This is a genomic window from Winogradskyella sp. R77965 (assembly GCF_044594915.1).
Classification (GTDB): Bacteria; Bacteroidota; Bacteroidia; order Flavobacteriales; family Flavobacteriaceae; genus Winogradskyella.
Window position 1 is genome coordinate 3,663,080 of record NZ_CP138990.1, and the last position, 26,134, is coordinate 3,689,213.

Annotated in this window: 12 protein-coding genes; all 12 read left to right on the plus strand. The window is 35.4% G+C overall.

Translation table 11 applies throughout. From position 1 onward, the window contains the following. Positions 1-3 precede the first annotated feature (3 nt). The 12 genes from SJY34_RS16290 (at position 4) to SJY34_RS16345 (ending at position 26,123) form a co-directional block, all read left to right on the plus strand. Positions 4-3,255, plus strand: coding sequence for a family 78 glycoside hydrolase catalytic domain (locus tag SJY34_RS16290; RefSeq protein ID WP_400077497.1), 3,252 nt, complete (start codon positions 4-6; stop codon positions 3,253-3,255). A 9-nt stretch (positions 3,256-3,264) separates the two neighbouring features. Further along, positions 3,265-6,843, plus strand: coding sequence for a LamG-like jellyroll fold domain-containing protein (locus SJY34_RS16295; RefSeq protein ID WP_400077499.1), 3,579 nt, complete (start codon positions 3,265-3,267; stop codon positions 6,841-6,843). Between the two features lie 12 nt (positions 6,844-6,855). Beyond that, positions 6,856-9,234, plus strand: a complete 2,379-nt coding sequence (locus SJY34_RS16300; protein WP_400077501.1) for an alpha-L-rhamnosidase C-terminal domain-containing protein — start codon at positions 6,856-6,858, stop codon at positions 9,232-9,234. 17 nt (positions 9,235-9,251) lie between these two features. After that, positions 9,252-10,481, plus strand: coding sequence for an enolase C-terminal domain-like protein (locus SJY34_RS16305; RefSeq protein WP_400077503.1), 1,230 nt, complete (start codon positions 9,252-9,254; stop codon positions 10,479-10,481). 19 nt (positions 10,482-10,500) lie between these two features. Further along, positions 10,501-11,916 (plus strand): hypothetical protein, encoded by a 1,416-nt coding sequence (locus SJY34_RS16310; protein WP_400077505.1) that lies wholly within the window; start codon positions 10,501-10,503, stop codon positions 11,914-11,916. A 27-nt stretch (positions 11,917-11,943) separates the two neighbouring features. Beyond that, a complete protein-coding gene (gene rhaT / locus SJY34_RS16315) occupies positions 11,944-12,996 on the plus strand; it encodes an L-rhamnose/proton symporter RhaT (protein WP_400077506.1) in 1,053 nt (350 codons plus the stop codon). 52 nt (positions 12,997-13,048) lie between these two features. Beyond that, on the plus strand, positions 13,049-15,676 hold the full coding sequence (locus tag SJY34_RS16320) for a glycoside hydrolase family 3 C-terminal domain-containing protein (RefSeq protein WP_400077508.1): 2,628 nt from the start codon (positions 13,049-13,051) through the stop codon (positions 15,674-15,676). Positions 15,677-15,861: 185 nt separating this feature from the next. Next, positions 15,862-18,717 (plus strand): alpha-L-rhamnosidase, encoded by a 2,856-nt coding sequence (locus tag SJY34_RS16325; protein WP_400077510.1) that lies wholly within the window; start codon positions 15,862-15,864, stop codon positions 18,715-18,717. A 167-nt stretch (positions 18,718-18,884) separates the two neighbouring features. Then, positions 18,885-19,646 (plus strand): DUF1080 domain-containing protein, encoded by a 762-nt coding sequence (locus SJY34_RS16330; protein WP_400077512.1) that lies wholly within the window; start codon positions 18,885-18,887, stop codon positions 19,644-19,646. Positions 19,647-19,874: 228 nt separating this feature from the next. Continuing rightward, positions 19,875-22,919 (plus strand): SusC/RagA family TonB-linked outer membrane protein, encoded by a 3,045-nt coding sequence (locus SJY34_RS16335; RefSeq protein ID WP_400077514.1) that lies wholly within the window; start codon positions 19,875-19,877, stop codon positions 22,917-22,919. 11 nt (positions 22,920-22,930) lie between these two features. Then, a complete protein-coding gene (locus tag SJY34_RS16340; RefSeq protein WP_400077516.1) occupies positions 22,931-24,496 on the plus strand; it encodes a RagB/SusD family nutrient uptake outer membrane protein in 1,566 nt (521 codons plus the stop codon). A gap of 232 nt (positions 24,497-24,728) precedes the next feature. Then, a complete protein-coding gene (locus tag SJY34_RS16345) occupies positions 24,729-26,123 on the plus strand; it encodes a cellulase family glycosylhydrolase (protein ID WP_400077518.1) in 1,395 nt (464 codons plus the stop codon). Positions 26,124-26,134: the final 11 nt, after the last annotated feature.

Here is a 26,134-nt window from a genome sequence, read left to right on the forward strand (position 1 = left end):
TATATGAAGTTATTCAAACTACTACTGCTTACGGTGGTAATATGCCTAACAAGCTGCGATTCAAATTCAAAAGTCTCACTATCAGACCTTAAATGTGAATACCGTACTAACCCATTAGGGATTGATAATACGTCGCCAAGATTAAGTTGGAAACTCACAGAAGACCATCAAACAACAGGACAAAAACAAACGGCTTATCAAGTTTTAGTAGCGAGTAGTGTAGAACTCTTAAATGATAACACAGGCGATGTTTGGGATTCTGGTAAGGTAGAATCCAATCAATCTGTAAATAATACCTATCGAGGCACAGAACTAGAATCTGCAAAACAGTATTTCTGGAAAGTAAAGATTTGGGACAAGGATGGTGTCGTTTCAAACTGGAGTGATTACGGCAAATTCTCAATGGGTTTATTACAACAATCGGATTGGAAAGGCGACTGGATTCTTAAATCAGATCAGAAAAAAACCGACCACAATTGGTATCGAAAAAATATAACTCTTTCAGATGATGCTGAATCAGCATTTGTATTTGTAGGCTCATTTGGGTATCACGAATTATATGTGAATGGAGAAAAAATCACTCAGAATGTGATGAATCCAGTGTCAACCTACATGAAAAAAAGGATTGCCTATTTAACCTACGAGATTTCAGATCAATTAAAAGAAGGAGATAATGTCATAGCGATTTGGCATGCTGCAGGATGGTCGCGTTGGAGACGTATTAGCGAATACAGAAATATCCCTTTTGTATTTAAAGCACAAGCCGAAATTGTAGCAGGAGGCAAGCAAATTACCTTAAAATCTGACACCACTTGGAAAACTAAAAAAAGCCATACTGAATATTATGGTGATTGGGATATCCTACGTTTTGGTGGGGAAACCATCGACGATAGAAACCGAGAGGACGATTGGAATACAGCGGCATATGATGATAGCAACTGGATGAATGCAAGTGTTTACGATCATGAGATTTTAAACGCTCAAATTCCTGAAGGCAACAATATTGGTTTTGCATTGAATAGCAGAAAAAATAGAGAAGTACGTGCGTTATATAAACCTATCACGGCTCAGTTAAGCGCTCAAATGGTAGAACCTCAGGTAAAATTTAAGGAGCTTAAAGCCATCGCAGTAGATAAAAATGATGATGGCACCTATCGCATTGATATGGGTGAAAACTACACCGGATTTTTTGAAATGGACTTGTATAATGGCGTTGAAGGAGATTCTATTCTATTTGAAATTACGGATAGAACAGAAGTGAGGTCTAACTGGAAACAAAAGAGTAAGTACATCTTTGGGAAATCAGGCAAGGGGAAATTCCAAAATCGATTTAATGTCGCAGGAGGAAGATGGATTACGGTTCACGGTTTAAAATACCAGCCTAAGCTAGAAGATGCAAAAGGCTATGTGGTAACGAACGATCGTAAACAAATCAGCAAATTTGAATCGTCTAATGAACAACTGAATCAAATTTATCAAGTCAATCTAAATACCTATTTAGCAAATACGATGGATGGTATTCTAGTAGATTGTCCGCATCGAGAACGTCGTGGTTGGGGCGAAGTTACCGTTGCAGCCATGTATGGTGATGCTCTGCCTAATTTTGAAAGTGGTGCTTATATGGATCAATATCTACAATATACCAGAGATGCGCAATTTCCCGACGGAAGAACAAGAGCTGTCATTAATGAAGAAGATCGTCCATTTTTAATGTGGAAGGCAAACAATCCATTAACCGTTTGGGAAACCTATCGCATGCTAGGTGATAAAAAAGTACTAGAAGACAATTATGAATCCATGCAAAAATGGATGACATGGTTACTTGAAAATTCAAATTATGAAACTGCAGGTGCTATAAAAGCAGGAAGACAAGGCTTAAGAGAATTCCCAGGATTAGGAGATTGGTGCACACCTCGTGGTAATTTCTGGACCAGCAGTAACTCACCAGAAGCGGTGCATTTTAATAATTGTCTGTATGCGTTTATGCTAGATAATGCCATGCATATTTCAGAAACTTTAGGTAAAACAGACGATGCTAAAACATTTAAAGATCGTTTAAAAGTTCAGCGAGAAGCGACTCATAAATTGTCTTACAATCCAGAAACTGGCAAATACATAAAAGGCTATCAGGTAGACCAAGCCTTTGCCTTAGTCTCTGGTGTAACACCAGCGTCTGAAAAAGAAAAAGTAGAAGCCAATCTAGTAGATAATGTGCTGTATAAATTTCCGTATTACGATACAGGTAGTTCTGGGCAAGCCTTATATACGCGGTATTTCACAGAGTCTGGTGAGCGCATGGATTTAATCTATGAGCTATTGAGAGATAAACATCACCCAAGTTATGGTTACTTTTTACAGCAAGGAAAAACCGTTTGGCCAGAACGTTGGTCAGCCGTTGGTAATAGTCAAATTCATACTTGTTATACTGGTATTGGCGGCTATTTCATCAAAGGTTTTGGTGGCATTCGTCCGCATGCAGAACAATTAGGTATGCAACGTATGATGATTAAGCCGGCGATTGTCGGCGATTTGACTTTTGCAAATACCGAATATGAAACTATGTATGGAAACGTAGTCGTTAACTGGAAAAAAGAAGATAATACCGCTACGTTTCATATTGAAATCCCTGCAAATACAAGTGCTCAAATATATTTTCCGGCTACGAGTAAGGATGTTATACAGGAAAGTGGTGTTGCTGTTGACGTTTTCGCGAAAGCGGAATACATCAAGTTTATAGGAACAGAAAAAAACAAAGCGGTAGGCAATTATGTGATTTTTAATGTGCCATCAGGAATCTATGATTTTAAAGTAGACGAATTGCCAGTAACGCAATTTCCTGAACCATTAAACGATTTAAAGAATTTGGCGAAATTAGGACGAGTAAACGTGTCGTCTATGTTTATTCAATCGGAAAAACTACCCGTTTTTGAGGCGTTTAGAGTTAATGACGACGACGAGGAAACACGCTGGCTAGCTACCGAAACTAAAAACCAATATATAGAAGTAGAATGGGTAAAACCTCAAACCTTTAATCAAGTCATTATTGATGAACATGAGGATAACATTTCGTCCTACGAACTTCAATATTGGGAAAACGGAGCATGGAAAACTATAGAAAAAGGAACCACTTGTGGTGCCAATAAAACTCATCAATTTGATGCGATTGCATCTACAAAATTCAGGATTTTTATTGTTGATGCAAAGCAAGCACCTTCAATTAAGGAACTGAAAATTTTTGATAATAAAAAGTCATAATTAAAATTTATGAAAAACATACAAGAAATGAATAGAGAAAGGAGGAGTAAGAGGGTATTATTTTTTCTCTTAATTCTTTTAGCAACCTCAATAACTTTCATAAATGCACAATCTCAGTGGATTTGGCAACAAGCAGATGGGCCAGCAAATACCTGGATGGCGTTTAGGAAAACCATCAATGTGAGTACAGTACCATCAGAAGCAATAGTACATATTGCTGTAGATAGTAAATATTGGCTTTGGGTAAACGGAGATATGGTGTTGTTTGAAGGAGGTTTAGCAAGAGGTGCTGCACCAAATACCATTTATTTCGATCCAGTAGACCTTGCACCTTACCTAAATGTGGGTGAAAATACGATTGCCATTTTAGCGTGGTACTTTGGACGTACTCGAAAGTCGCACTTAGATAGTGGTAAAGGAGGTTTATTTGTTTCTGCAGATTGGAACACCGATTTAAATACAAATACCTCTTGGAAAATGAAATTGCATCCAGCCTATGATCCAAATAGTGGTGGAGGTGGAGCAGATAATCGAATTACACCTTATAGCGTAAAATTCGATGCTCGAAATGCTTTAGATGACTGGACAGATAGTGCTTGGTATACAGAAGGTTATGATGACAGTAGCTGGGATACACCTGTAGAAAAAGGAGGCATAAATAGTCAGCCTTGGGGCAATTTGGTAGAGCGTGCTATACCGCAATGGAACGATAGAGGATTGACAGATTATCCATCAATGACGGTAAACGGGGCAACAATACAACTTCCTTATACTAACAATACAGGGTCTAACGTAATTGTAAAAGCAAAACTTCCATTCAATCAACAAATTACACCTTACATAAAGTTAAATGCTACATCTGGTAAAACTGTTGTTATTGATACTGATAACAATTTTCACTTATTGAAATCAACTTATATTTCCAAAAGTGGAGTTCAAGAATTTGAAGGTTACACATGGTTTAATGGTCATGTTGTAGAGTACAGCATCCCATCAGGAGTAGAAGTACAAGAACTAAAATATCGTTGGACAGGTGTAGGAGATATGACAGGTAATTTTGAATGTGATGATGAATTTTATAATCGTTTATGGTGGATGGCGCGTAACACATTATACATCTGTGCAAGAGATGGATATATGGATTGTCCTGATAGAGAACGCGCATTGTGGATTGGAGATGTTGGCGATCAGACTGGAGCAATTTTCTATACTTTAGATGAAGCAGGAAGACAATTATTAAAAAAAGCGATAGACAACACCATTGACTACAGAAGAGGAGATATTATAGAAGGCTTAACACCAGGTTTTGGCAATTTTCAAACTCAAAGTGCCGAATTTGCAGCACAAAGTCTGCAATTTATTGATAATGTCGTATGGCAGTATTATTACAATACTGGAGATATAGCTACTATAGAAAATGCATATCCTGCTATATTAACGTATTTAGAGTTATGGGATATGGCTCCAGATGGTATGCCTGAAAACAGAATAGGAGGTGTAAATTGGACAGATTGGGGCAGTGACCGCGATGGAGATGCCATAAGAGCCACGTTGTATTATATAGCCTTAAAAGCAGCCAAAAAAATGGCTATTGTATTAGATGAAACCCAAGATATACCTTGGTATGATGACAGAATTAATAGTATTGAGCAAAACTATGAGGACAAATATTGGAGAGGAAATAGTTATAATACGTCAGGTAGACCAATAGAAGAACGTGTAAGTTCTCTTGCGGTTATAGCAGGCTTAGCAGATGAAAGTCATTACGAGACTTTAGTTGATGAAGTTTTATTTCCTGTTAGAAAATCAAGTCCACATTTTGAATGGTTGGCAGAAGAGGCGTTGATGCAATTAGGAGAAACCGAAAAAGCATTAACTAGAATGAGAGAAGTGTATGATTTTCAGGTTGATAATCCAAATTTAACAACCTTGTACGAGCGTTTTGAAAGCGATCCAAATAGTAATCCAGGTACACCAAACCACGCATGGAATGCACCGAACTATGTGCTGTCGCGTTATATTACCGGAATTAAAGCTACTGAAGTCGCTTGGAGTACTTATGAAGTGTGTCCAACTCTTGTTGATTTCACATCGTTTAATACTGTAGTACCTTCTGTAAAAGGAGATATAATAGTTGATGTTCTGGCAGGACCAACAAATTTTAACCTTCAACTAGAATCACCAGCTAACACAACGGCCGTTGTGGGCATACCAAAAACCAATACAGAAATATTTGAAGTAACTGTTGGAGGTATAACGGTTTGGGAAGATGGAGCGTTTGTGGATAACGTTCCAGGAATCTCTTTTAATAGCGAGGATGAATTATTTTTGAAATTTAATGTAGTACCTGGAGTTTGGGAGTTTAATGCAGATATATTTGTTGACTATCCGCCTGAAATTTCCTTTACAACACCAAGTGATGGTACGATATTCGAAGTGGGAGTTGATGAAATAAATATTGAATTGGATGCTAGCGATGATCAGGGACTTCAAACGGTAGAATTGTATCTTGATGACCAACTAATTGGAACCAGAACAGTAGCCCCTTTTAATTTTTCCCCATCCGATACACCTGCCTTGGTCGACTTAGCTGGCGGAAATTATACGTTAACCGCTACAGCGACAGACACAGATGGTAAAACTGCTGAAACAAGTATTAATATTAGTGTACTTGACCTAGCTGCTATTTTTACAACCAAACTAATGTTTTATTTACCACTAGAAAACAATGGTGATGACCTTAGTGGAAATGACAACCATGCCACTATGGGCTCTGCTGTTATGTATGCTACTGGAAAATATGGTGATGGAGGAGTCTTTAGTTATACAGAAGGGTCGTATTTTACATCAGTCGATAATATCTTCGAATACAGCGGAGATACTGCTTACACAATAGCGTTTTGGTTAAAAGTGTCAGATTATACGATTCGTGGAGACATTTTGCAGCCTAATAATGGACGGACTTTATTATACTCTGTCGGTGATTTAAGTTTTAGATGTTCTCATCAGCAACAGTTAATTTCATTTGATGTAGATGATGCTGAAAAATTCAACTGGTTCCATGTCGCTTTGGTTATAGATCAGAGGGCAGGACAAAGACAGCATAAGTTTTACATTGATGGACAACAAAGGGGCAGTACTGCAGAAGGTTATGAATTTGAAACAGGTAAGCCACAAAGTTTTGGTAAACTTATTTTTGGGTCATTTTCTGAAAATGCATTGGTCCGAAATTTTACAGGAATGCTTGATGAAGTGTATATGTTCAATGATGTACTTTCTGAGGCAGAGATAAATGAAGTGATGAATATACAGGATTTAGAAGCATACCTAGAATCTCTAAGTACTGTTGAAAATGAACCTAATGATGATAAAATAACATTATTTCCAAATCCAGCCAATCAAACACTTAACATTGTAGGTGCTGATATGATGAATGCTAAAGTGTATGATCTATCTGGAAGATTGATAAAGTCAGTTACTGTAAATGACAATCAGCTAAATGTGTCTTCATTCCAAAGTGGAGTGTATTTTATTAAAATGATAGATATTCAAGGGAATGCTTATACGTCAAGATTTGTTAAACAATAAAACAATAAGGGAATGAGATTAGAATATAAAAACTACCTAGGCAAATTTCTCTTTATTCTAATGATTTTTGTGTTTTCTAATTCAGGGTATTCCGACACCCTGAATTGGGAAGGTGCTAAATGGATCTGGCAACAAGAAAATGGACCATCAAATACATGGATGAGTTTTAGAAAAACAATCACTCTAAATGAAATTCCTGAATTAGTGGATGCGCATATTGCTGTAGATAGTAAATTTTGGCTTTGGATAAATGGTGAGATGGTGCTTTTTGAAGGTGGACTTTCTAGAGGTCCTAGTCAGGCAGGCGACTGGAATAGAAAAGAAAAAATAACACCCACAAACTCTTGGTATGAAACAGTTAATATTCAACCGTATTTAAAAAAAGGAAAAAATACGATTGCAATTTTAGTTTGGTATTGGGGACGTGAAACTCATAAAGGGACACATATTGACAGTGGAAAAGGCGGTTTGTTATTTTCGGCACAAATCGGAAACCAAAAACTTGTGTCTGATAGCTCGTGGAAAGCCATTCAACATCCTGGATATGATAATACCATAGAACCACCAAGTAAAAATTTAGTACAATACAGCGTTAAATATAATGCTCAAAATTCCATGAATGACTGGGCTGATAGTGCTTGGTACACGTCTAATTTTAACGACAGCAAATGGCCAAAAGCAACAGAAAAAGGAAATGCTGGTGTGGCACCTTGGTACAATTTAGAACCCAATATTGTGCCGCAACTGATCAACCATGGTTTAGAAAATTATAAAAATCACGATGAGTTACAATTACCATTTAAAAGTAAAGGACAAACCATTACCTGTAAATTGCCTTTCAACAAGCAAATTACGCCTTATCTAGAAATTGAAGCCCAAGCAGGAGATACAATTTTTGTAACAACAGATAATCGACTTAATAAGATTACAGCCACTTACATTACCAAAGCTGGAGCTCAAGAGTTTGAAAGTTTTTCTTGGATGAATGGTAATAAAATACTTTACACGATTCCAGAAGGTGTGACTGTTAAGGCATTAAAATACAGATGGATGAGTGTAGGTGAGATGGTCGGTAAATTTGAAATTGACGATCCGTTTTACAACCGTTTATGGTGGATGGGTAATAACACACTCTTTGTATGTGCTAGAGATAATTTTATGGATTGTCCAGATAGAGAACGCGCTTTGTGGATAGGCGATGTTGCAGATCAAACTGGCTATTTATTCAATTCTATGGATAACGCAGGGCGTCAACTACTTAAAAAAGCAATATTACAAACCATGTCGTTTAGCCAGGATGGAGTCATTGGCGCATTAGGTCCATTAAGAGTTCGTGAGTTGGTAGCGCAAAGTTTACAATTCATTGCTCAAGGAATTTGGCCTTATTATTTAAATACAGGAGACAAAGAAACCTTACAAAAGGTGTATCCATTTGTTTACGATTATTTAGCACTTTTTGAAATGCAAGAAAATGGATTGCCAAAATACAGAATACGCCAAAGTCCAGATGCTTGGGATTGGGTAGATTGGGGAGTTAAGGAAACAGCAGATAAAGAACCAATTCAAACGGCGTTTTATTATCTCGCCTTAAATAAAGCTAAGGAAATGGCAGAAGTTTTAGGAGAAGAAGTACATGCCAAATGGTATGAAGCGCGAATGCAAACCATGAAACCTGCATTTGAAACAGTATACTGGAAAGATGGTTTTTATAGTTCAAACAAAGAAAATTTAAAGGACGATAGAGCTAATGCGATTGCTATCGTTTCAGGAATTGCAAATCCAAAATTTCACAATCAAATTGTAGATAATGTTTTAATTCCCAACCGTTTTTCAAGTCCACATTTTGAGTGGATGGTAGAAGAAGCCATGTGTATTGCGGGAAGATATGAAGCATCTTTAGCAAGAATGAAAGACCAATATCAAAGTCAAGTAGATAAAGAGGATATGTCTACGCTCTATGAAATGTTTCCAAAAGGCGGAAGTTATAATCACGCATGGAATGGTTCCAATAAAATTTTATCAAAATACATCGCAGGAGTTGAACCTACCAAAGTGTCTTGGACAGAGTATCAAATCATGCCGAATTTGGTACATTTTAAGCAGTTGAAAAAAGTGATTCCAACGGTAAAAGGATCTATAAATATTGATATAAAAAAGACAGAAGATCTATATCAGTTAAATTTAGTTTCACCAGAAAATACAGCTGCAGTTTTAGGAATACCAAAAACGGATAAAGGAATTAGAGAAGTTGTTGTTAATGGTAAGTTGATATGGAAAAAAGGTAAAAATAGGAAGTCTCTTAAAGGCTTAACTTATGATAGTGAAAATGAAAAGTTTCTAAAATTTAAAGTTGAGCCAGGTATTTGGGAAGTTAATGCCAGCTACTATTAGTTTAAAATAAATCACTTTTGAAAACAAATAGACGCGATTTTATAAAAGGTATGTCTGCACTTGGTATTCTAGGTGTAACATATCCTTTGTTATCATCTTTCGTCAACCAAAACGGAAACGAATATCTAAACGAAAAGATTACAAAAATCGAATTGTTTAGATACGACATTAACATACCTCGTTATTTTTCTTGGGGAACTTGGCACAATCGTCAGCATTTATTTATTAAGATATCTTCAGGAGATTTTTACGGATGGACAGAAACACCAGCTTCAAAAAACAATCCTGATTTTAAACCTACGGCTTGGGTTGCATATTTAAAGCAGTTTAAAGGGGTAACGATTGGTGAAGCTCAAAAATTATTGACATCAGAACAAGTACTCGGTTCAAAACGCTCTTTAAAAATGTTAGAATCCTTAGATATGGGACTTTTAGATCTTTCGGGACGACTTCAAAATAAATCGGCTGTTGAATTATTAGGCTTAACAGGAACTAATTCAGTACCAGGATTGTATTGCATTCTAGATAAGGACGAGAAAAAAGTAAGAGAAGAAGCAGAAAAAAGCATCGAACAAAATTTAGGACATCACTTAAAATTCAAAATGTATGGTGATGAAGTCGTAGATATGAAATTACTTAAAACGATAAGAGATGTTTTAGGAGATGAAGCTGTGGTGATTTCAGATGTGAATAAAGGCTATAAAAAGTGGCAATCGCTAGATGAATTAAAAGCCATATTAAACCGTTTTAAAGACAATGGATTAAATGCCATTGAAGACCCAGCAAATTTAAAACCAAATCAATGGGTGCAATTACAGGAAATGATTGGCGCGTTGAACTTAATTCCAGATGCACCAATGCGTCCAGCTTGGAAAGGTTTAGAAACTATAACAAAAGGGATGGGTAGAATTTATAATTTACATCCTTCGACTATGGGAAGCTTATATCACACTGCGCAATTGGCTCAAAAAGTAAAAGACATAAGTGCAAAAGTGATGATAGGTGATGATAGTTTAGTTGGACCTGCTTGTTCTGCGTGGCAACAAATAGCAATTGGAGTCGAAGCCACTTGGATAGAAGCGATAGAGAAAAAAGAAGATTCTAAAATCTATTTAGAATGTTTGCAAAGTGCTGCAACAAAAAAAGAGGCTAACGGCTATTATTCTTTTAAACCAAAACCCGGTTTTGGAGTGGAATTAGATACCAATCGATTAAAAAAAGTAAGTGAATTATACATTGAAGTATAGCACCCAATAAAAATAAAGAATGATGATAAAAGTAGGATTGTTTGGAATAGGATTAGATACCTATTGGCCTCAATTTGAAGCCTTGCTAGAGCGTTTACAAGGTTATCAAAGCCAGATTGCAGATAAGATGGAAAGTTTTGGTGCTGAGGTTGTAAATGTTGGTTTGGCAGACTCACCAATTGTCGCTAGAGAAAAGGCACGAGAGTTAAAGACGGAAGATGTTGATATTTTGTTTCTATATGTTTCGACCTATGCGTTATCGTCAACAGTTTTACCTGTAGTTCAAAAAGTAAAATGTCCAATAATTATATTAAACATACAGCCTGTTGCCGCTATAGATTACGAAAGCTTTAATGCACTAGGTGATCGTGGTAAAATGACAGGCGAGTGGTTGGCTCATTGTCAAGCATGTTCTGTACCCGAATTAGCAAATGTTTTTAATCGTTCAGGAATAGATTATGAGTTTGTAACAGGTTATTTAGATGAGCCACAAGTTTGGACGGAAATTCAGGATTGGATAGATGCAGCTCGTGTAGGCTCAGTAATGCAAAATAACAGACTAGGCGTTTTAGGACATTATTATGGTGGAATGTTAGATGTGTATTCTGATTTAACAAAACAATCTGCAGCGTTTGGGACACACATAGAAATTGTTGAAATGTGTGAATTAAAAAAGTACAGAGATGCAGTTACAGCATCTGAAATAGAAGAAAAAATATTAGAATTTAAAAACGTATTTGAGGTTGTTGATGCTTGTGAGGAAGCTGAAATTATTCGTGCAGCAAAAACTTCAATAGGCTTAGATAAATTAGTAGAACATCACGATTTAGGTTCTTTAGCTTATTATTATGAAGGAGAAACCGGTAATGCATATGAAAATATTGTAACGTCAGTTATCGCAGGAAACACCTTACTAACAGGGAAGAATGTACCTGTCGCAGGTGAATATGAAGTAAAGAATGCCCAAGCCATGAAAATTATGGACGCCTTTGGAGTGGGTGGTTCGTTTTCTGAATTCTATGCAATGGATTTTAATGATGATATTGTGATGTTGGGACATGATGGTCCTGCACATTTTGCCATTGCCGAAGGGAATGTACAACTTGTGCCATTACCTGTTTATCACGGGAAACCAGGTAAAGGGCTATCCATTCAAATGACGGTAAAACATGGACCTGTAACGTTGTTATCTGTTGTAGAAGGTAAAGACGATGTGTTTTTATTAGTCGCAGAAGGAGAGTCCGTAGAAGGCCCAATATTACAAATAGGAAATACAAATAGCCGTTATCGATTTTCAATTGGCGCCAAAGCGTTTATGAACGAATGGTCTAAACAAGGACCATCGCATCATTGTGCTATTGGAGTAGGTCATATTGCCAATAAGATTGAAAAACTAGGAAACCTTTTGAATTTACGAGTCGTTCATATTTGTTAACGGGTAAATAACTAAAAACCAAAAAAAATGCAAGCAATATTAGGAGTGTTGTTTCACTCATTAGGAGGTGTGGCAGCAGGAAGTTTTTACATGCCTTACAATAAAGTAAAAGGTTGGGCTTGGGAAACCTACTGGATGGTAGGTGGCGTTATGTCTTGGCTCATTGTGCCACCAATTGCTGCCTATTTAACCGTTCCTGGTTTTATGGATATTATAGCAGCAAGCTCAAGTAAAATTTTAGGCTTTACGTTTTTAATGGGTTTGCTTTGGGGAGTTGGAGGATTGTCCTACGGTTTAGGTGTACGGTATTTAGGTATGTCTTTAGGGAATTCTGTAGTGCTCGGATTTTGTGCCGCTTTTGGAGCTATTGTGCCATCTATATATTACAATTTTAAGCCCGAAGTTGGTAAAACATCCTTTACGGATATGTTAGGTTCTTCTGGAGGTCAAATCGTATTGCTTGGTGTTTTAATTTGTTTGTTGGGCATTGCGATTTGCGGAAAAGCAGGTATGTTAAAAGAAAAAGAGCTCTCGGACGAAGAAAAGAAAAAAAGTGTTTCAGAGTTTAATCTGGTAAAAGGGTTGATAGTGGCTATTCTGTCAGGAATTCTAAGTTCATTTTTTAGTTTCGGAATAGAAGCAGGAAAGCCGCTAGCGGATGCCGCAATTACTGCTGGTTACGACAGCTTGTTTGCAAACAATGTCACTTTTGTCGTTATACTTTGGGGAGGATTAGTAACTAATTTAATCTGGACAACCCTATTGAGTATCAAAAACAAATCCTATAAAGATTTTACGAATAAAACCACACCAATTAGAAAGAACCTGTTGTTTTCTGCTTTAGCAGGAACTGTCTGGTTTTTGCAATTCTTTTTCTATGGAATGGGAGAAAGTAAATTAGGGAATGGAGCAAGTTCATGGATTTTGCATATGTCAACCATAATTTTAACAGCAAATCTTTGGGGCATTTATAGAAAGGAATGGCATGGTGTAACTCAAAAAACAAAAACCACAATTACAGCAGGTATAGTAATTATTGTTTTATCCGTAATATTGGTTGGTATAGGTAATTCTTTATGACTAAATTGCCTTTTAATCAGTGTAAAGGGAGAAAATTTAAAAACTAATCGATATGACAAAAACAACCTCGATAAAAATACTTTTATTAGCTATAACCCTATTATTATTTGCCAGTTGTGTAGATGATAGCTCTAAAATCAAACACAAAGCTATAGATTTCGAAAAAAAAGCTAAAGAACTAGTAAGTTCTATGACTCTTGAAGAAAAAGTTTCTCAAATGAGTTACGAATCTCCAGCTATTGAAAGGCTTGGAATACCAGAATATAATTGGTGGAATGAATGTTTGCATGGAGTTGGAAGAGCAGGAAGAGCTACGGTTTTTCCTCAAGCTATTGGGTTAGCAGCGACATTTGATAGAAATCAAATGAGTAAAATCTCAGAAATGATTTCTGACGAAGCTCGTGCAAAACATCACGAGTTTGCAGCTAGAGGAAAAAGAGGTATTTATCAAGGTTTAACATATTGGACACCCAATATTAATATTTTTAGAGATCCAAGATGGGGAAGAGGTATGGAAACCTATGGAGAAGATCCTTATTTGGCTGGTGAATTAGCGGTTCGTTTTATCAAAGGTTTGCAAGGTGATGATCCAAATTATTTTAAACTTATCGCTACTGCAAAACATTTTGCTGTACATAGCGGGCCAGAAATAGATCGTCATAGTTTTAATGCCACACCAAGTCCACAAGATTTTTTAAATACTTACAGTCCTCACTTTAAAAAAGTAGTGGAAGAAGCGGGAGTATATTCTATAATGTGTGCATATAATAGTTATAACGGAGAACCTTGTTGTGGTAATAAGAGTTTGAGTAATCTACTTCGAGATGATTGGAAATTTGATGGTTACATAGTATCAGATTGCTGGGCTATAAGAGATTTTTATGATGAAGGAACTCACGAAATAGCTGCCGATAAAAAAGAAGCTTCAGCTATGGCCGTAAAAGCAGGTACCGATTTAAACTGCGGAAATTCATATCCAGCATTAGTAGAGGCTGTTAAAGATGGTTTAATTAAAGAAAGTGAATTAGATGTTTCCTTGGAAAGACTATTTATAGCGCGTTTAAGGTTAGGCTTATTTGCTCCAAAAGGTGATGTTAAATACGAAAGCATATCATATGATGTAGTAGACTCTGAAAAACATAGATTAGCAGCTTTAGAAACTGCACGTAAATCAATGGTGTTGTTAAAGAATGAAGATAACGTACTCCCTTTAGATAAAAATAAGATTAAAAAAATAGCCGTAATTGGTGCAAATGCAGACGATTTAGAAGTGCTTTTAGGAAACTACAATGGGTATCCAACAGATCCAATAACACCTTTAGAAGGTTTTAAACGTAAATTGCCAAATGCAAGGGTTTCTTATGCTGTTGGGAGTAAATTAGCGGATGGACTTCCTGTTTTTGATGCCATACCAGAATCTGTTTTATTTACTGATAATTCTTTAAAAGTGAATGGATTGAAAGGTGAGTATTACGATAATATTTCTTTTATTGGTAAGCCAAAACATTTACGTACAGATAAAACCGTAGATTTTACATGGAGAACAACGCCTCCATTTAATGATATGAACTATGATGCTTATTCTGTAAAATGGACAGGTATATTGTCAGTAAATAAAACAGGTAATTATGCTTTAGGAGCAGAAGCGTTTTCAGAAATGAATCTTTATTTAGATGAAAAACTAATTGTAAGTTACCATGGAAATCATCATCCTAAAAAAGTATATGAATACGTAAAACTTGAAGCTGGTAAAAAGTATCAAATACGCTTTGAATGTGTACAAAATAATACGGAACATTCAATTATGAGATTATTATGGGAAGCTCCAAAAGAAAATTTAGAAGAGGAAGCAATTGCCATTAGCAAAGATGCTGATGCTATTGTTTTATGTATGGGGATTAGTCCTTTGTTAGAAGGTGAAGAAATGAAAGTAAAAGTAGATGGCTTTGGAGGAGGTGATCGTGTTCATACCAGATTGCCTAAAACTCAAACTGAGCTGATCAAAAAAATACAGAAACTAGGAAAACCTACCATTCTAGTTTTATTAAATGGAAGTGCTTTATCTATTAATTGGGAAAACGATAACATACCTGCAATTATTGAAGCTTGGTATCCAGGTCAAGCAGGAGGAACTGCAATTGCAGATGTTATCTTTGGAGATTATAATCCGGCAGGAAGATTACCAGTGACTTTTTATAAAGATATTAAAGACATCCCTGAGTTTAGTGATTATAAAATGCAAGGAAAAACCTATCGTTATTTTAAAGGAGAACCATTATATGAGTTTGGGTATGGATTAAGTTTTACAACCTTTACCTATAATAATCTTGAAATGCCAGAAGTAATTGAATCTGGAAATGACTTTACTCTTAAAGTGGAAGTTGAAAATACAGGAGCTTATGATGGAGAAGAAGTCGTGCAGATTTATATTAATAATGCCAATGCAGATGAGTTCAATCCACATAAAACTTTAGCTGGTTTTCAGAGAACTTCTTTTAAATCTGGAGAAAAAAAATTACTTACATTTAAGATTGATAGAGATCAATTAAGTGTTGTTAATGGAGATGGAAAAAAAGTAGTCCTTCCTGGTGAATATCAAATTTCAGTAGGAGGAACACAACCTTCATTAAGCAGAGAACAGAAAGGTATTGTTATTACAAAAACTCTGGTAATTCAATAAAAGAGCTTTTAAGAACACGTTATCATGAAGGTGAATGGATAATTTCTACAGGGAATGTTGATATTATTTATGTTTTTAATAGACATTAGAAATTCAGTTTAGTTTTACATGAGAGTACAGGATAAAGAAATTTGAAGATTATTTTAATTTTCAAGCACTAAAACCAACGAAAAACAATTCCTGAAATGATAAAGCAAAAAATCTATGTACTATTATTATTCATATTTTGTTTTTCATGCAATGAGAATATAGAACAAAGTAATACGCTAGCATTTGAAAAACTATTAGTCAACTCAAAAGAAAATCCATTAACTATTGAAAGTAAACAACCACTATTCTCATGGATAGTAAATGCTGAAGGATACAATAAATCACAATCGGCATATCATATTCTTGTAGCATCTTCAGAAGATAAATTAAACGAGAATGATGCTGATGTATGGAATTCTAAAAAAGTAGAAAGCGATAAATCTACATTTGTAAACTATCAAGGAAAACCTTTACAAGCCTTGCAAGCCTATTTTTGGAAAGTAAAAATTTCGGATAATCAAGGTACTGTTTCAGACTGGTCGGAAATTCAAAAATTTGAAATGGGATTGATGAACGAAACTAATTGGGGAGATTCAAAATGGATTACTTTAAATAAAGATACTAGAACTTCAGAACATCGTTTTAGAGGCTACAAAACAGGGAGGATGAAAGAACCTCAAACTGTTGATGGTTTTTCAGCGAGCTATTTTAGAAACGAAATAAATGTTACTAAAACTATTAAAAACGCTCAAGCTTACATTTGCGGATTGGGCTACTATGAATTGTACTTGAATGGTGAAAAAGTAGGCGACCATGTATTAGACCCAGCACCATCTAATTACGATAAACAGGCGTATTATGTCAATTATGATATTACTGATGCGTTAAAATCTGGTAAGAATGCATTCGGAATTATAATGGGAAACGGATTTTATGGACAGAATATTTCTTGGAAACGCGATCCAGAATCCGACAAAGATTTGGCTTATGGACCACCAACGGTAAAGTTATTAGTCAAGTTAAAATATGATGACGGTTCGGAAACCGATTTCTATACTGATGAAACCTGGAAAGAAGCTACAGGTCCAATTGTGTTCAATAATATTTATGGTGGTGATACTTATGATGCCAATTTTGAATTAGGTAATTGGACTTCGGTTGATTATGATGACATCTCTTGGGGAAATGCAAAAGTAACAACACCAAAACTTAAAAAAATAAGTGCAAACCAAATTCCGCCTATCAAAAAATTGAAAGTGCTAGAACCACAAAAAGTTTTCAAAGGTGCAGATGGCGAATGGATTGTAGATTTTGGTCAAAACATCGCAGGTTGGGTTAAAATCAATGTTCAAGAAAAGAAAAACCAGTTGATTGAAATCATTACAACAGAAGCTTTGTTAACCAATGGCAAAGATATTTTTAAAGGCTCAACAGGAGGAGGAGCTAATGGAATGACTCAAGTTTACAAATACATCTGCAAAGGTGAAGGTATAGAATCTTGGGAGCCAAAGTTCAGTTACCATGGTTTTAGATATGCCAAAATATTAGGAGTTTCACGAAAGCCAGATGCCGAAATGATTAAAGCAGTTTTAGTGGCTACTGATATAGAAGAAACTGGGAGTTTTTCATCTTCTGATGAGTTGCTTAATAAAATGCACAGCATTAGTAAATGGACCATTGTAGATAATTTACATGGAATTCCAGAGGACTGTCCACATCGCGAGAAATGTGGATGGTTAGGTGATGCACACGCCTTTTGCGAATACGCTTTGTATAATTATGATATGTATGATTTCTATAAAAAGTACATGGAAGATATTCGAACGCAAATGCGACCTACTAAAGGTCATAACAATCCAGAAATTAAATTTCAAGTGCCTACGATGATTGCACCTGGAAAACGTACGTCAACGTACGCCAAAATAGATTGGGGAGTTGCTACCATGTATTTGCCTTGGTATAATTATTTACAATATGGTGATGATGAAATTGTAAAGGAATATTACGAAGACATGAAAAACCTGACCGATTTCTACTTAAACTTTAAAGGAGAAAATGGTATTATGCAAGATGGTATGGGAGATTGGTGCCCACCACTTTGGGATAGAAGAAAGAATCCTAGTGCTATGGAGTGCGACCCTATTATTTCTGCTAATGCGTATTTCTATGATGTTTTAGGAATTATGGAGCGTTTTGCGAAAATGAATGATGATGCAGTTTATGAAGCTCAAATGAAACAAGAAAAGGAAGATTTGAAAAAGGCATTCAATAATGAGTTCTTAGTTGATATTCCTAATACAAATCATCAATGGTATCAAAGTCAGACAGCTACGGTTCAAGCTTTACAATTTAATATGGTACCTGAAGATAAAATTGAATCGGTAGTCAATGGTTTGGCTCATGATATCGTTGAAGTTAAAGGCGGACATCATTCCACAGGAATCCATGGTAATAGATATATCTACACCGTTTTATCCAAATACGGAAAGGCAGATTTAGCCTATCAAATATTAACAACGCCAGAGTTTCCGAGTCAGACTTATGTTATGAATTCAGGATTCACAACATGGCCAGAACGCCAGTTTGAATGGGAGAAAATGGAAGGACCAACCAACTCATTAAACCATCCAATGCATAGTGGTTTTGCTGCTTATTTTTATGAATCTTTAGGAGGCATAAAGTCTTCGGTATCAAATCCTGGTTATAAGATGTTTGTAGTTAATCCAGAATTCCCAAGTGAAATAACTAGCACAACAATAACAGTCCCGACACCTTATGGTGCGATAAAAAATGACTGGAAAGCTAGTAATGGTCTTTTAACTATGGATCTTGATGTGCCATTCAACACAAAAGCGAAACTTGTAGTAACGTCTTCAGAACTTGAGAGTCTAAAAATAAATGGTAAATCCCTTGAAGATTTTAAAAAGCAAAATACATTAGACATTATAGATGGAGCTGTGATTTTGGGTTCAGGGAAATATCGGATTGAATATTCAAAAGCTTCAATATGAAAATATGAGTAAGTAGGTAGTCACTTAATTAGGTTTCTAGTTTTCCTTTATGTCTGGTTGAGCGCAGTCGAAACCTATTATAGTGGTTTAACAATTTTATTTCAATAGTTCTCGACTGCGCTTGAACAGACAAAGTAAACTGTATCATTTAATTAAAAAATAATTTTATGCGTTCAATTATTCATGTTTTGTTATGTAGCCTTATCATATGTGCTTCATCATGTAAAAACAAAGATGCTTCAATAGAGAAAGAAAACACATTTCAATCCATATTTAACGGTAAGGATTTGGAAGGCTGGAGTGGTGACCCAAAATATTGGCGTGTTGAAAATGGTATTTTAATAGGAGAGGTGACACCCGAAACAATTCTAAAACGTAATTCTTTCGTCATTTATGAAAAAGAACAGCCTGAAAACTTTGAATTACAACTAGAGTATAGAATAACCAATTCAGGGAATAGTGGTATTAATTACAGAAGCGAAATTATAGATAATGTACCATTCGCATTAAAAGGTTATCAATGCGATATAGATGGTAAAAATAAATATACAGGTCAGAATTACGAAGAGAAAAAACGTACGACATTGGCTTATATTGGCGAAGTTGTAACCATTCCACAGATGCCTGATAGTATACCCAAAACCAACTTGCGTAAAAATGTAAAGAAAAATTGCTGGCAAACTAGAACTATTACAGAAACAAAATTGAAATCGCAGCTAAAATCAATCATTAAGTCTAACGATTGGAATACGGTTCACCTCAAAATACAAGGTAATAAAATGCAACATTATGTAAATGGTGCGCTATTTAGTGAGGTAAACGATTTAGATGAAGTTAATAGATCTACTGAGGGCTATATAGGTGTTCAGGTTCATGTTGGTCCGCCTATGAAGGTTGAATACAGGAATATAAAATTAAAGCAATATTAAAATACATCCGTCATCAAAAAAAAGATACCATTCTAATGGGAGGTCTTCTATGACCATGTCTTTGCTGTTAAATTTTTCATTACAGCTTATAGAATTTTATTCATAATCTTGATATTAAAATACATTTAGAATTACAGGATAGTGCAGGATAGTAAAGGTTAGAACAGGATAGTTGATAATTTTTTTCATAATAAATTAGAAGAATATTAACAATTAATCAAAAATTTTATGAATTTATTAATCACATTGAACAAATGTTTGAGTTTTCGTAAAACATGGCTGTGTGTAATTTTGACATTTTCATTTGTTGCAATGTCAAATGCGCAATTGGTAACTGGTAAGGTTACAGCAGAAGGACTTCCTCTTCCTGGTGCTTCAGTCATAATTAAGGGAACAACAACAGGAACTGAAACAGATTTTGACGGTAATTATTCAATCCAAGCCAATTCGGAAAGTACATTAGTGTTTTCTTATGTCGGGTATACCTCACAAGAGGTGCTTGTAGGAAGTCAGACTGTAATAAATGTAATTTTAGAGCCAGACAATGCCTTTGATGAGGTCGTTATTATTGGCTATGGAACCCAGCGAAAATCTGATTTAACAGGTTCGGTTTCATCGGTTAGTGCTCAAGATGTAGCTGATGTACCAGTTTCGAGAGTTGATCAAGCCCTGCAAGGTAGAGCCGCAGGTGTACAAGTAACGCAAACTAGTGGTGCGCCAGGTGCTGGTACCTCCATTAGAGTACGTGGAGGTAATTCCATTACTGGTAGTAACGAACCACTTTGGGTTATTGATGGTATTATTGTTGGAACTAATTTTAACCTAAACAATCTTAATGCAAATGATGTAAAATCTATTGAGGTCTTAAAAGATGCATCATCTGTTGCTATTTATGGCTCGAGAGGTGCAAATGGGGTTATTTTGGTAACCACAAAAAGTGGTGCTAATATTAGTGGTGGTAAACCACAAATTAATATAGGTATTCGAACAAGCTCACAATTAGTGCCTGAACGACCAGACTATTTAAGTCAAGAACAACAAATTGAATACACCAATCAGGATGCAATAATAAGGGGTGTAGCTGAACCATTTCCTGATGATCCATCTACCTACCCAGATAATGACTATTTAGACCTTTTATTAGATGTATCACCTATTACTAATGTAGATGTTTCTATAGCTGGCTCTTCAGAAAACGGAAGTGCGAGTTATTATAATTCGTTAAATTTTTTCGATCAAGATGGTCTTATTGAAAATTCGGGAATACAAAAATATATCTTTAGGTCTAATTTAGATTTTAAAATAACTGATAATTTAAAAGCAGGAACTCGTTTTAATTATTCAAGAATTAAATTAGACAATGGTGTAGTTGGTTATAGCGGTCTTCTAGGTATTTTACCAACCCAACCTGTTTACAATGACGATGGTTCTTTTAATGGGGCCAATGAAGTAACCGGTAATCCATTTGGGAACCCTGTTGCAATAGCAGCACTAGATATAGATGAGACTACCTCCAGTAATTTATTAGCAACGATATATCTAGAATATAGTCCTATAGAAAATTTAATTATACGTTCTACATTTAATCCAGATATTACCAATTCTAAAAGAAACGAATTTACGTCTAGCCAAAGACCAGATTTACAAGTAGGAGACAGTAATGCTAGGATAAGTACTATATCTGCTATTAATTGGAATAACGAAAATACGGTGCAGTATTCTGGAACTGTTGGAGAGGATCATAGTTATACGGTTTTAGGTGGTGCCTCTTTTCAGAAAGATGTTATTGAAACTGCTTCAGCTCAGGCTTTTGGGTTTACTACGGATGCAACGACATTCAACTCTTTAGGATTAGGAACTGATCCTACAAGAAATGTAGTGAGTTCTGGTTATAGTCAAAGAACACTTGTTTCCTTTTTCGGTAGGCTTAATTATAACTATAAAGACAAGTATTTGTTAACATTGGTTGGTAGAAGTGATGGTAGTTCTGTGTTTGCTCCTGGTAATAAGTATAATTTTTACCCCTCTATAGCAGCTGCTTGGAAAATTAGTGAAGAGTCATTTATGCAAGATCAAGACATATTTAGTGATTTAAAACTTAGAGCTAGTTATGGTCAAGCAGGTAACCAAGCCATAGATCCATACAGTACTTTGGCTGTATATGCCGAGGCAAACACCTCGACTAATGGTATTGAACTTCCAGGTCTTCTTTTGGGTAGACCAGCAAATCCTAATTTAATTTGGGAAACAACAACGTCTTTTGATATTGCTTTAGAAGCTTCGCTTTTTGGAGGTAGAGTTTTTACAGAGTTCAATTACTATCGTAAGAAGACAGAAGATTTATTATTAGATGTTACTATACCTAGACAAACAGGTTATACAAATCAATTACAAAATATAGGTTCTTTAGAAAATAAAGGGTGGGAATTTCTAGTAAATTCTACTAACATAAGTAATGATAACTTTAATTGGAATTCTACATTAACGCTTTCTTCTAATAAAAATAAGGTGTTGGATTTAGGAGGTGAGGAGTTTATTGATGTAGTTGTAGATGAGATTTTAGGTGCTGGTAACCTAAGGTTAATCGTTGGTGAAACGGCACCAGTATTTACGGGAGTCCAGTATTTAGGAACTTGGAAAAGTCAAGATGAAATTGATGCTTCAGGACAAGATGCAGCTACAAATTTTGTTGGTGGTCCAAGATATAAGGATACAGATGGAGATGGTTTTATAACCAACGAAGACTTTGAGGTACTAGGAAATCCTTTTCCAGATTTGATTTTTGGATTTGAAAACAATTTCTCTTATAAAAACTTCGATTTAAGTATTTATATTCAAGGAACGGTTGGTAGTGAAGTTTTTAATTTAAGAACACGTAATAGTTTTTTCATTCGTGGAGAGCTTCCAAAATATGCAGAAGTTGCTAATTATTGGTCACCTGAGAACCCAAATTCTGATGTTCCTAGACCTGGATTTGTTGAAGGTGCTTATCAGCCCAATTCTTTTGATGTCGAGGACGCTACACACTTGCGTCTAAAAAATGTTAGATTTACGTATAATTTGCCAGTTGAAGAAATGGGGTGGAAAGGTGTTAAAGGTATGGCAATTTATGCAACTGGAACCAATTTACTGCTGCTTTCAGATTTTAGATTAATTGATCCTGAAACGAGTCGATTTGGTAGAACTGGTTTGGGTAATCTTGCTCAAGGATTTGCAAATGGAGAGTATCCCAATGCTAGTGTTTTAAGTTTAGGACTTAACGTAACTTTTTAAAAAATAGAATTATGAAAACAAATAAATTATTTTTATGTATTTCCTTAATTATGTTCACGTGTTTTGGTTGTGATGATTTTTTAGAGGAAGACCCAAGAGATATTGTTACTCCAGAAAATTTCTTTGCCACTGATGAGGATGCAAAACAAGGTATTACTGGTATATACTCCGTAATTAAAAACAACTCTATTTACGGACAGGCAGGGTTGGATAATTGGTATGACAACGGGGTCGATATTATAGAGCCAAATCGTACACATCCGATTTTCGAGATAATGGGTAATTACAGTTTAAGTGCGGCTACTGCTGATATCTCAAACCAAAAAATGAGTGTGTCTGATACTTGGCAGAATTTGTATAGAGTTATCTTAAATACTAATGTTATTATTGATAGGGTTTCAGGAAATGAAGCCATTTCTCAAGATGTTCAGACCAATGCTATTGCAAACGCGAGATTTCTGCGCGCTATGGCTTATTGGCATATTACCAACCTTTGGGGTGATGCTCCTTTTTATACAGAAGTTCTTACCCTAGAAGAGATTGGTTCACTTGCAAGAACTGATAAAGATGTTATTTTAGCAAGTGTACTAGATGATTTGGAGTTTGCACAAAATAATTTGCCATCTGTTTTGCCAGATGAAGATAGAGGAAGAGCCTCTAAGTGGGCAGCAGCTGTTATTGAAGCAAAAATACATATGAAAGCTCAAGAATGGCAAATGGGCTTAGATAAATGTTTAGAGATTATCAATGGATCTCCTCATATCGTATTACCAACTTATGCGGAAGTGTTTGACCCTGCTAATGAATATAATGCAGAAATTATTTGGTCATTAGATTTTGCTAAGGATGTTACAGGGCAATTTGAGCCTGCATTTCCAGGCCGTTCATTTGCTGGAAACAATTATTGGAGACCAAGTCTCTTTAATCCGCGTATAAGAGATGAGCCAGCAAATTCAGATGATAGAGATCCTCTGAGAGCAGCACTAACTGCCAATGGAGAAGAATTTAATGGTACTGGACTTCAGATAGCGTCGAAAGATTTTGCAGATAATTTTCCTGCTAATGATTTAAGAAGACCTTTAAATATTATGGACTCTTATGAGGGTTTTCAGTTGAATCATACATACATGCCTAAATTCATGAGTCTTAAATTTGAGACTTCTCCAAGATTTAATCACGGTGATAATAGATTAGTATTCAGAATGGCAGATGTGCATTTAATGGCTGCTGAATGTGAAAACGAGCGTCCAGGTGGTAATGCTAATACTGCTTTTGAATATATTAGGAGTATACGAGAGCGAGCTTATGCTACCACGGAAGAAGCAGAAGAAATTTTAGGTCTAAGTCAACAAGCGTTTAGAGAAGCTATTTATGACGAGCGTAAATGGGAGTTAGCTGCAGAGGCAACAAGAAGATACGACTTAATAAGATGGGGTATTTATTTAGATGTTGTTCGTAATGCAGAATTTATAACTTATAACCCTGATGAAAATATAAAGGATTATCATGTTTTATTACCAATTCCTTTAAATGAATTGCAGTTAAATCCAAATTTAACTCAAAATCCAGGTTATTAGGAGTTTATTATTTATTAGATTCAGATCCAACAAATAATGGATATAGATAAGAATTAGTATTTGAGTTAGCTAGTTTTAAAACAAAAGAAGACCGGAATAGATTTATTTCGGTCTTCTTTACTTTATAATTTTTTAATTATGGAATCTCACAATATAAAAATACAGTATAGTACAGGGTACAAATATTATTTATGAAACTTATCTTGTCTTCTGCTAGCTAATACCTTATTTAATGAAATTAAAAGTTGTTTTCTGGATATGTTTTATTGTACCATTTCTGACTTACTCGCAAATAAAACATGGCTTAAGAGATGATGCAGGACGTCATATTATCCCAAGAGGTTTTGTAGTTAATACAAACGACCATAAAGGCGAAGTCTTTTTTAATAGTGACGACTATGCCAGAATGGTAAGAATGGGTGCCAATACCCAAGTGATCCGTTTAGAATTAGGCAAGCTAAGTGCCTTTCCTGGAGGTCAACTAGAACCAAATTACCTTAAAAAATTAGATACGCTTGTTGCTCTTGGCAAAAATCATGGTATAAAAACGGTCTTTAAAATGACGGTTTATGGTGTCGACAAATTTGTTTGGGAAGAATTTTGGCTCAATAAAAAAGGAGAATACAATACGTATATTGATGCCTGGAAAGTGATTTGGAATCGATTTTCAGATAATGATGCTGTTTTTGGTTACGATGTGGTTAATGAACCAAGAAAGTTAACCATGGATATTTCATATGAGGATTTAACTAACAAATACCTCATACCACTTTATCAAAACATTATTGACGAAAGCCAGAAAATCAATGCCAATAAAATGATTTTGTTTCAATCCATCTTTATGAATAAAGGAGAGAAGGTAGAAAAAAATCAATATGCTGAAATAAAGTCACCAATTAACAGAAAGAACATCATTTTTGCACCGCACATTTATCAAAATGATATAGACTTCATTAAACGAAACATGGATCGGTTTGATAAAGAATCAGATATGTTAAATGCACCAATTCTTATAGGAGAATGGGGCTTTCCAACATTTGCAAAAACTGATACGTTGATTGATGGCAAGTTAGGTCAGTTAAAATATAGAGAACTCTATATAAGAACCGCTGAGGTTTTTGATCGTATGGGAGTCGGCTCAATTAAAGCTTGGTTTTTAGGGAACAGAACCATGCAGCATTTTCTTTCTGGTGGACCATCTACTTGGTCTATTTTTAGTGATAGTACAGATGCTGGTACTGTGGAACGTAAATACATCACTGATGTTATATCGAGACCATTTCCGCAAGCCATAGCAGGAGATATACAATCGTTTTTCTTTAATCATGCCACAAGAACGCTCGACATAAAAATAAAGACAGACAACTCTAAAGGTGCATCAAAAGTATTCATTGGTGCTAACCGTCATTATCCTGATGGATTTTCAATACTGATAGATTCAGATGTGGTGATGTTTTATAATCCACTAAAAAATGTAGGATTAGAAACTTATAAATCACCAGACAATTTTGATCCCTCTAATTATATTTGGAATACGAATTCGCAAAAATTGGTGATTTTAAAATGGCCAAAAGATCAAGCGTTTTTAAATATTAAAATCGTACCAGGAATACGAAACTTTGACTAACAAACGAATAA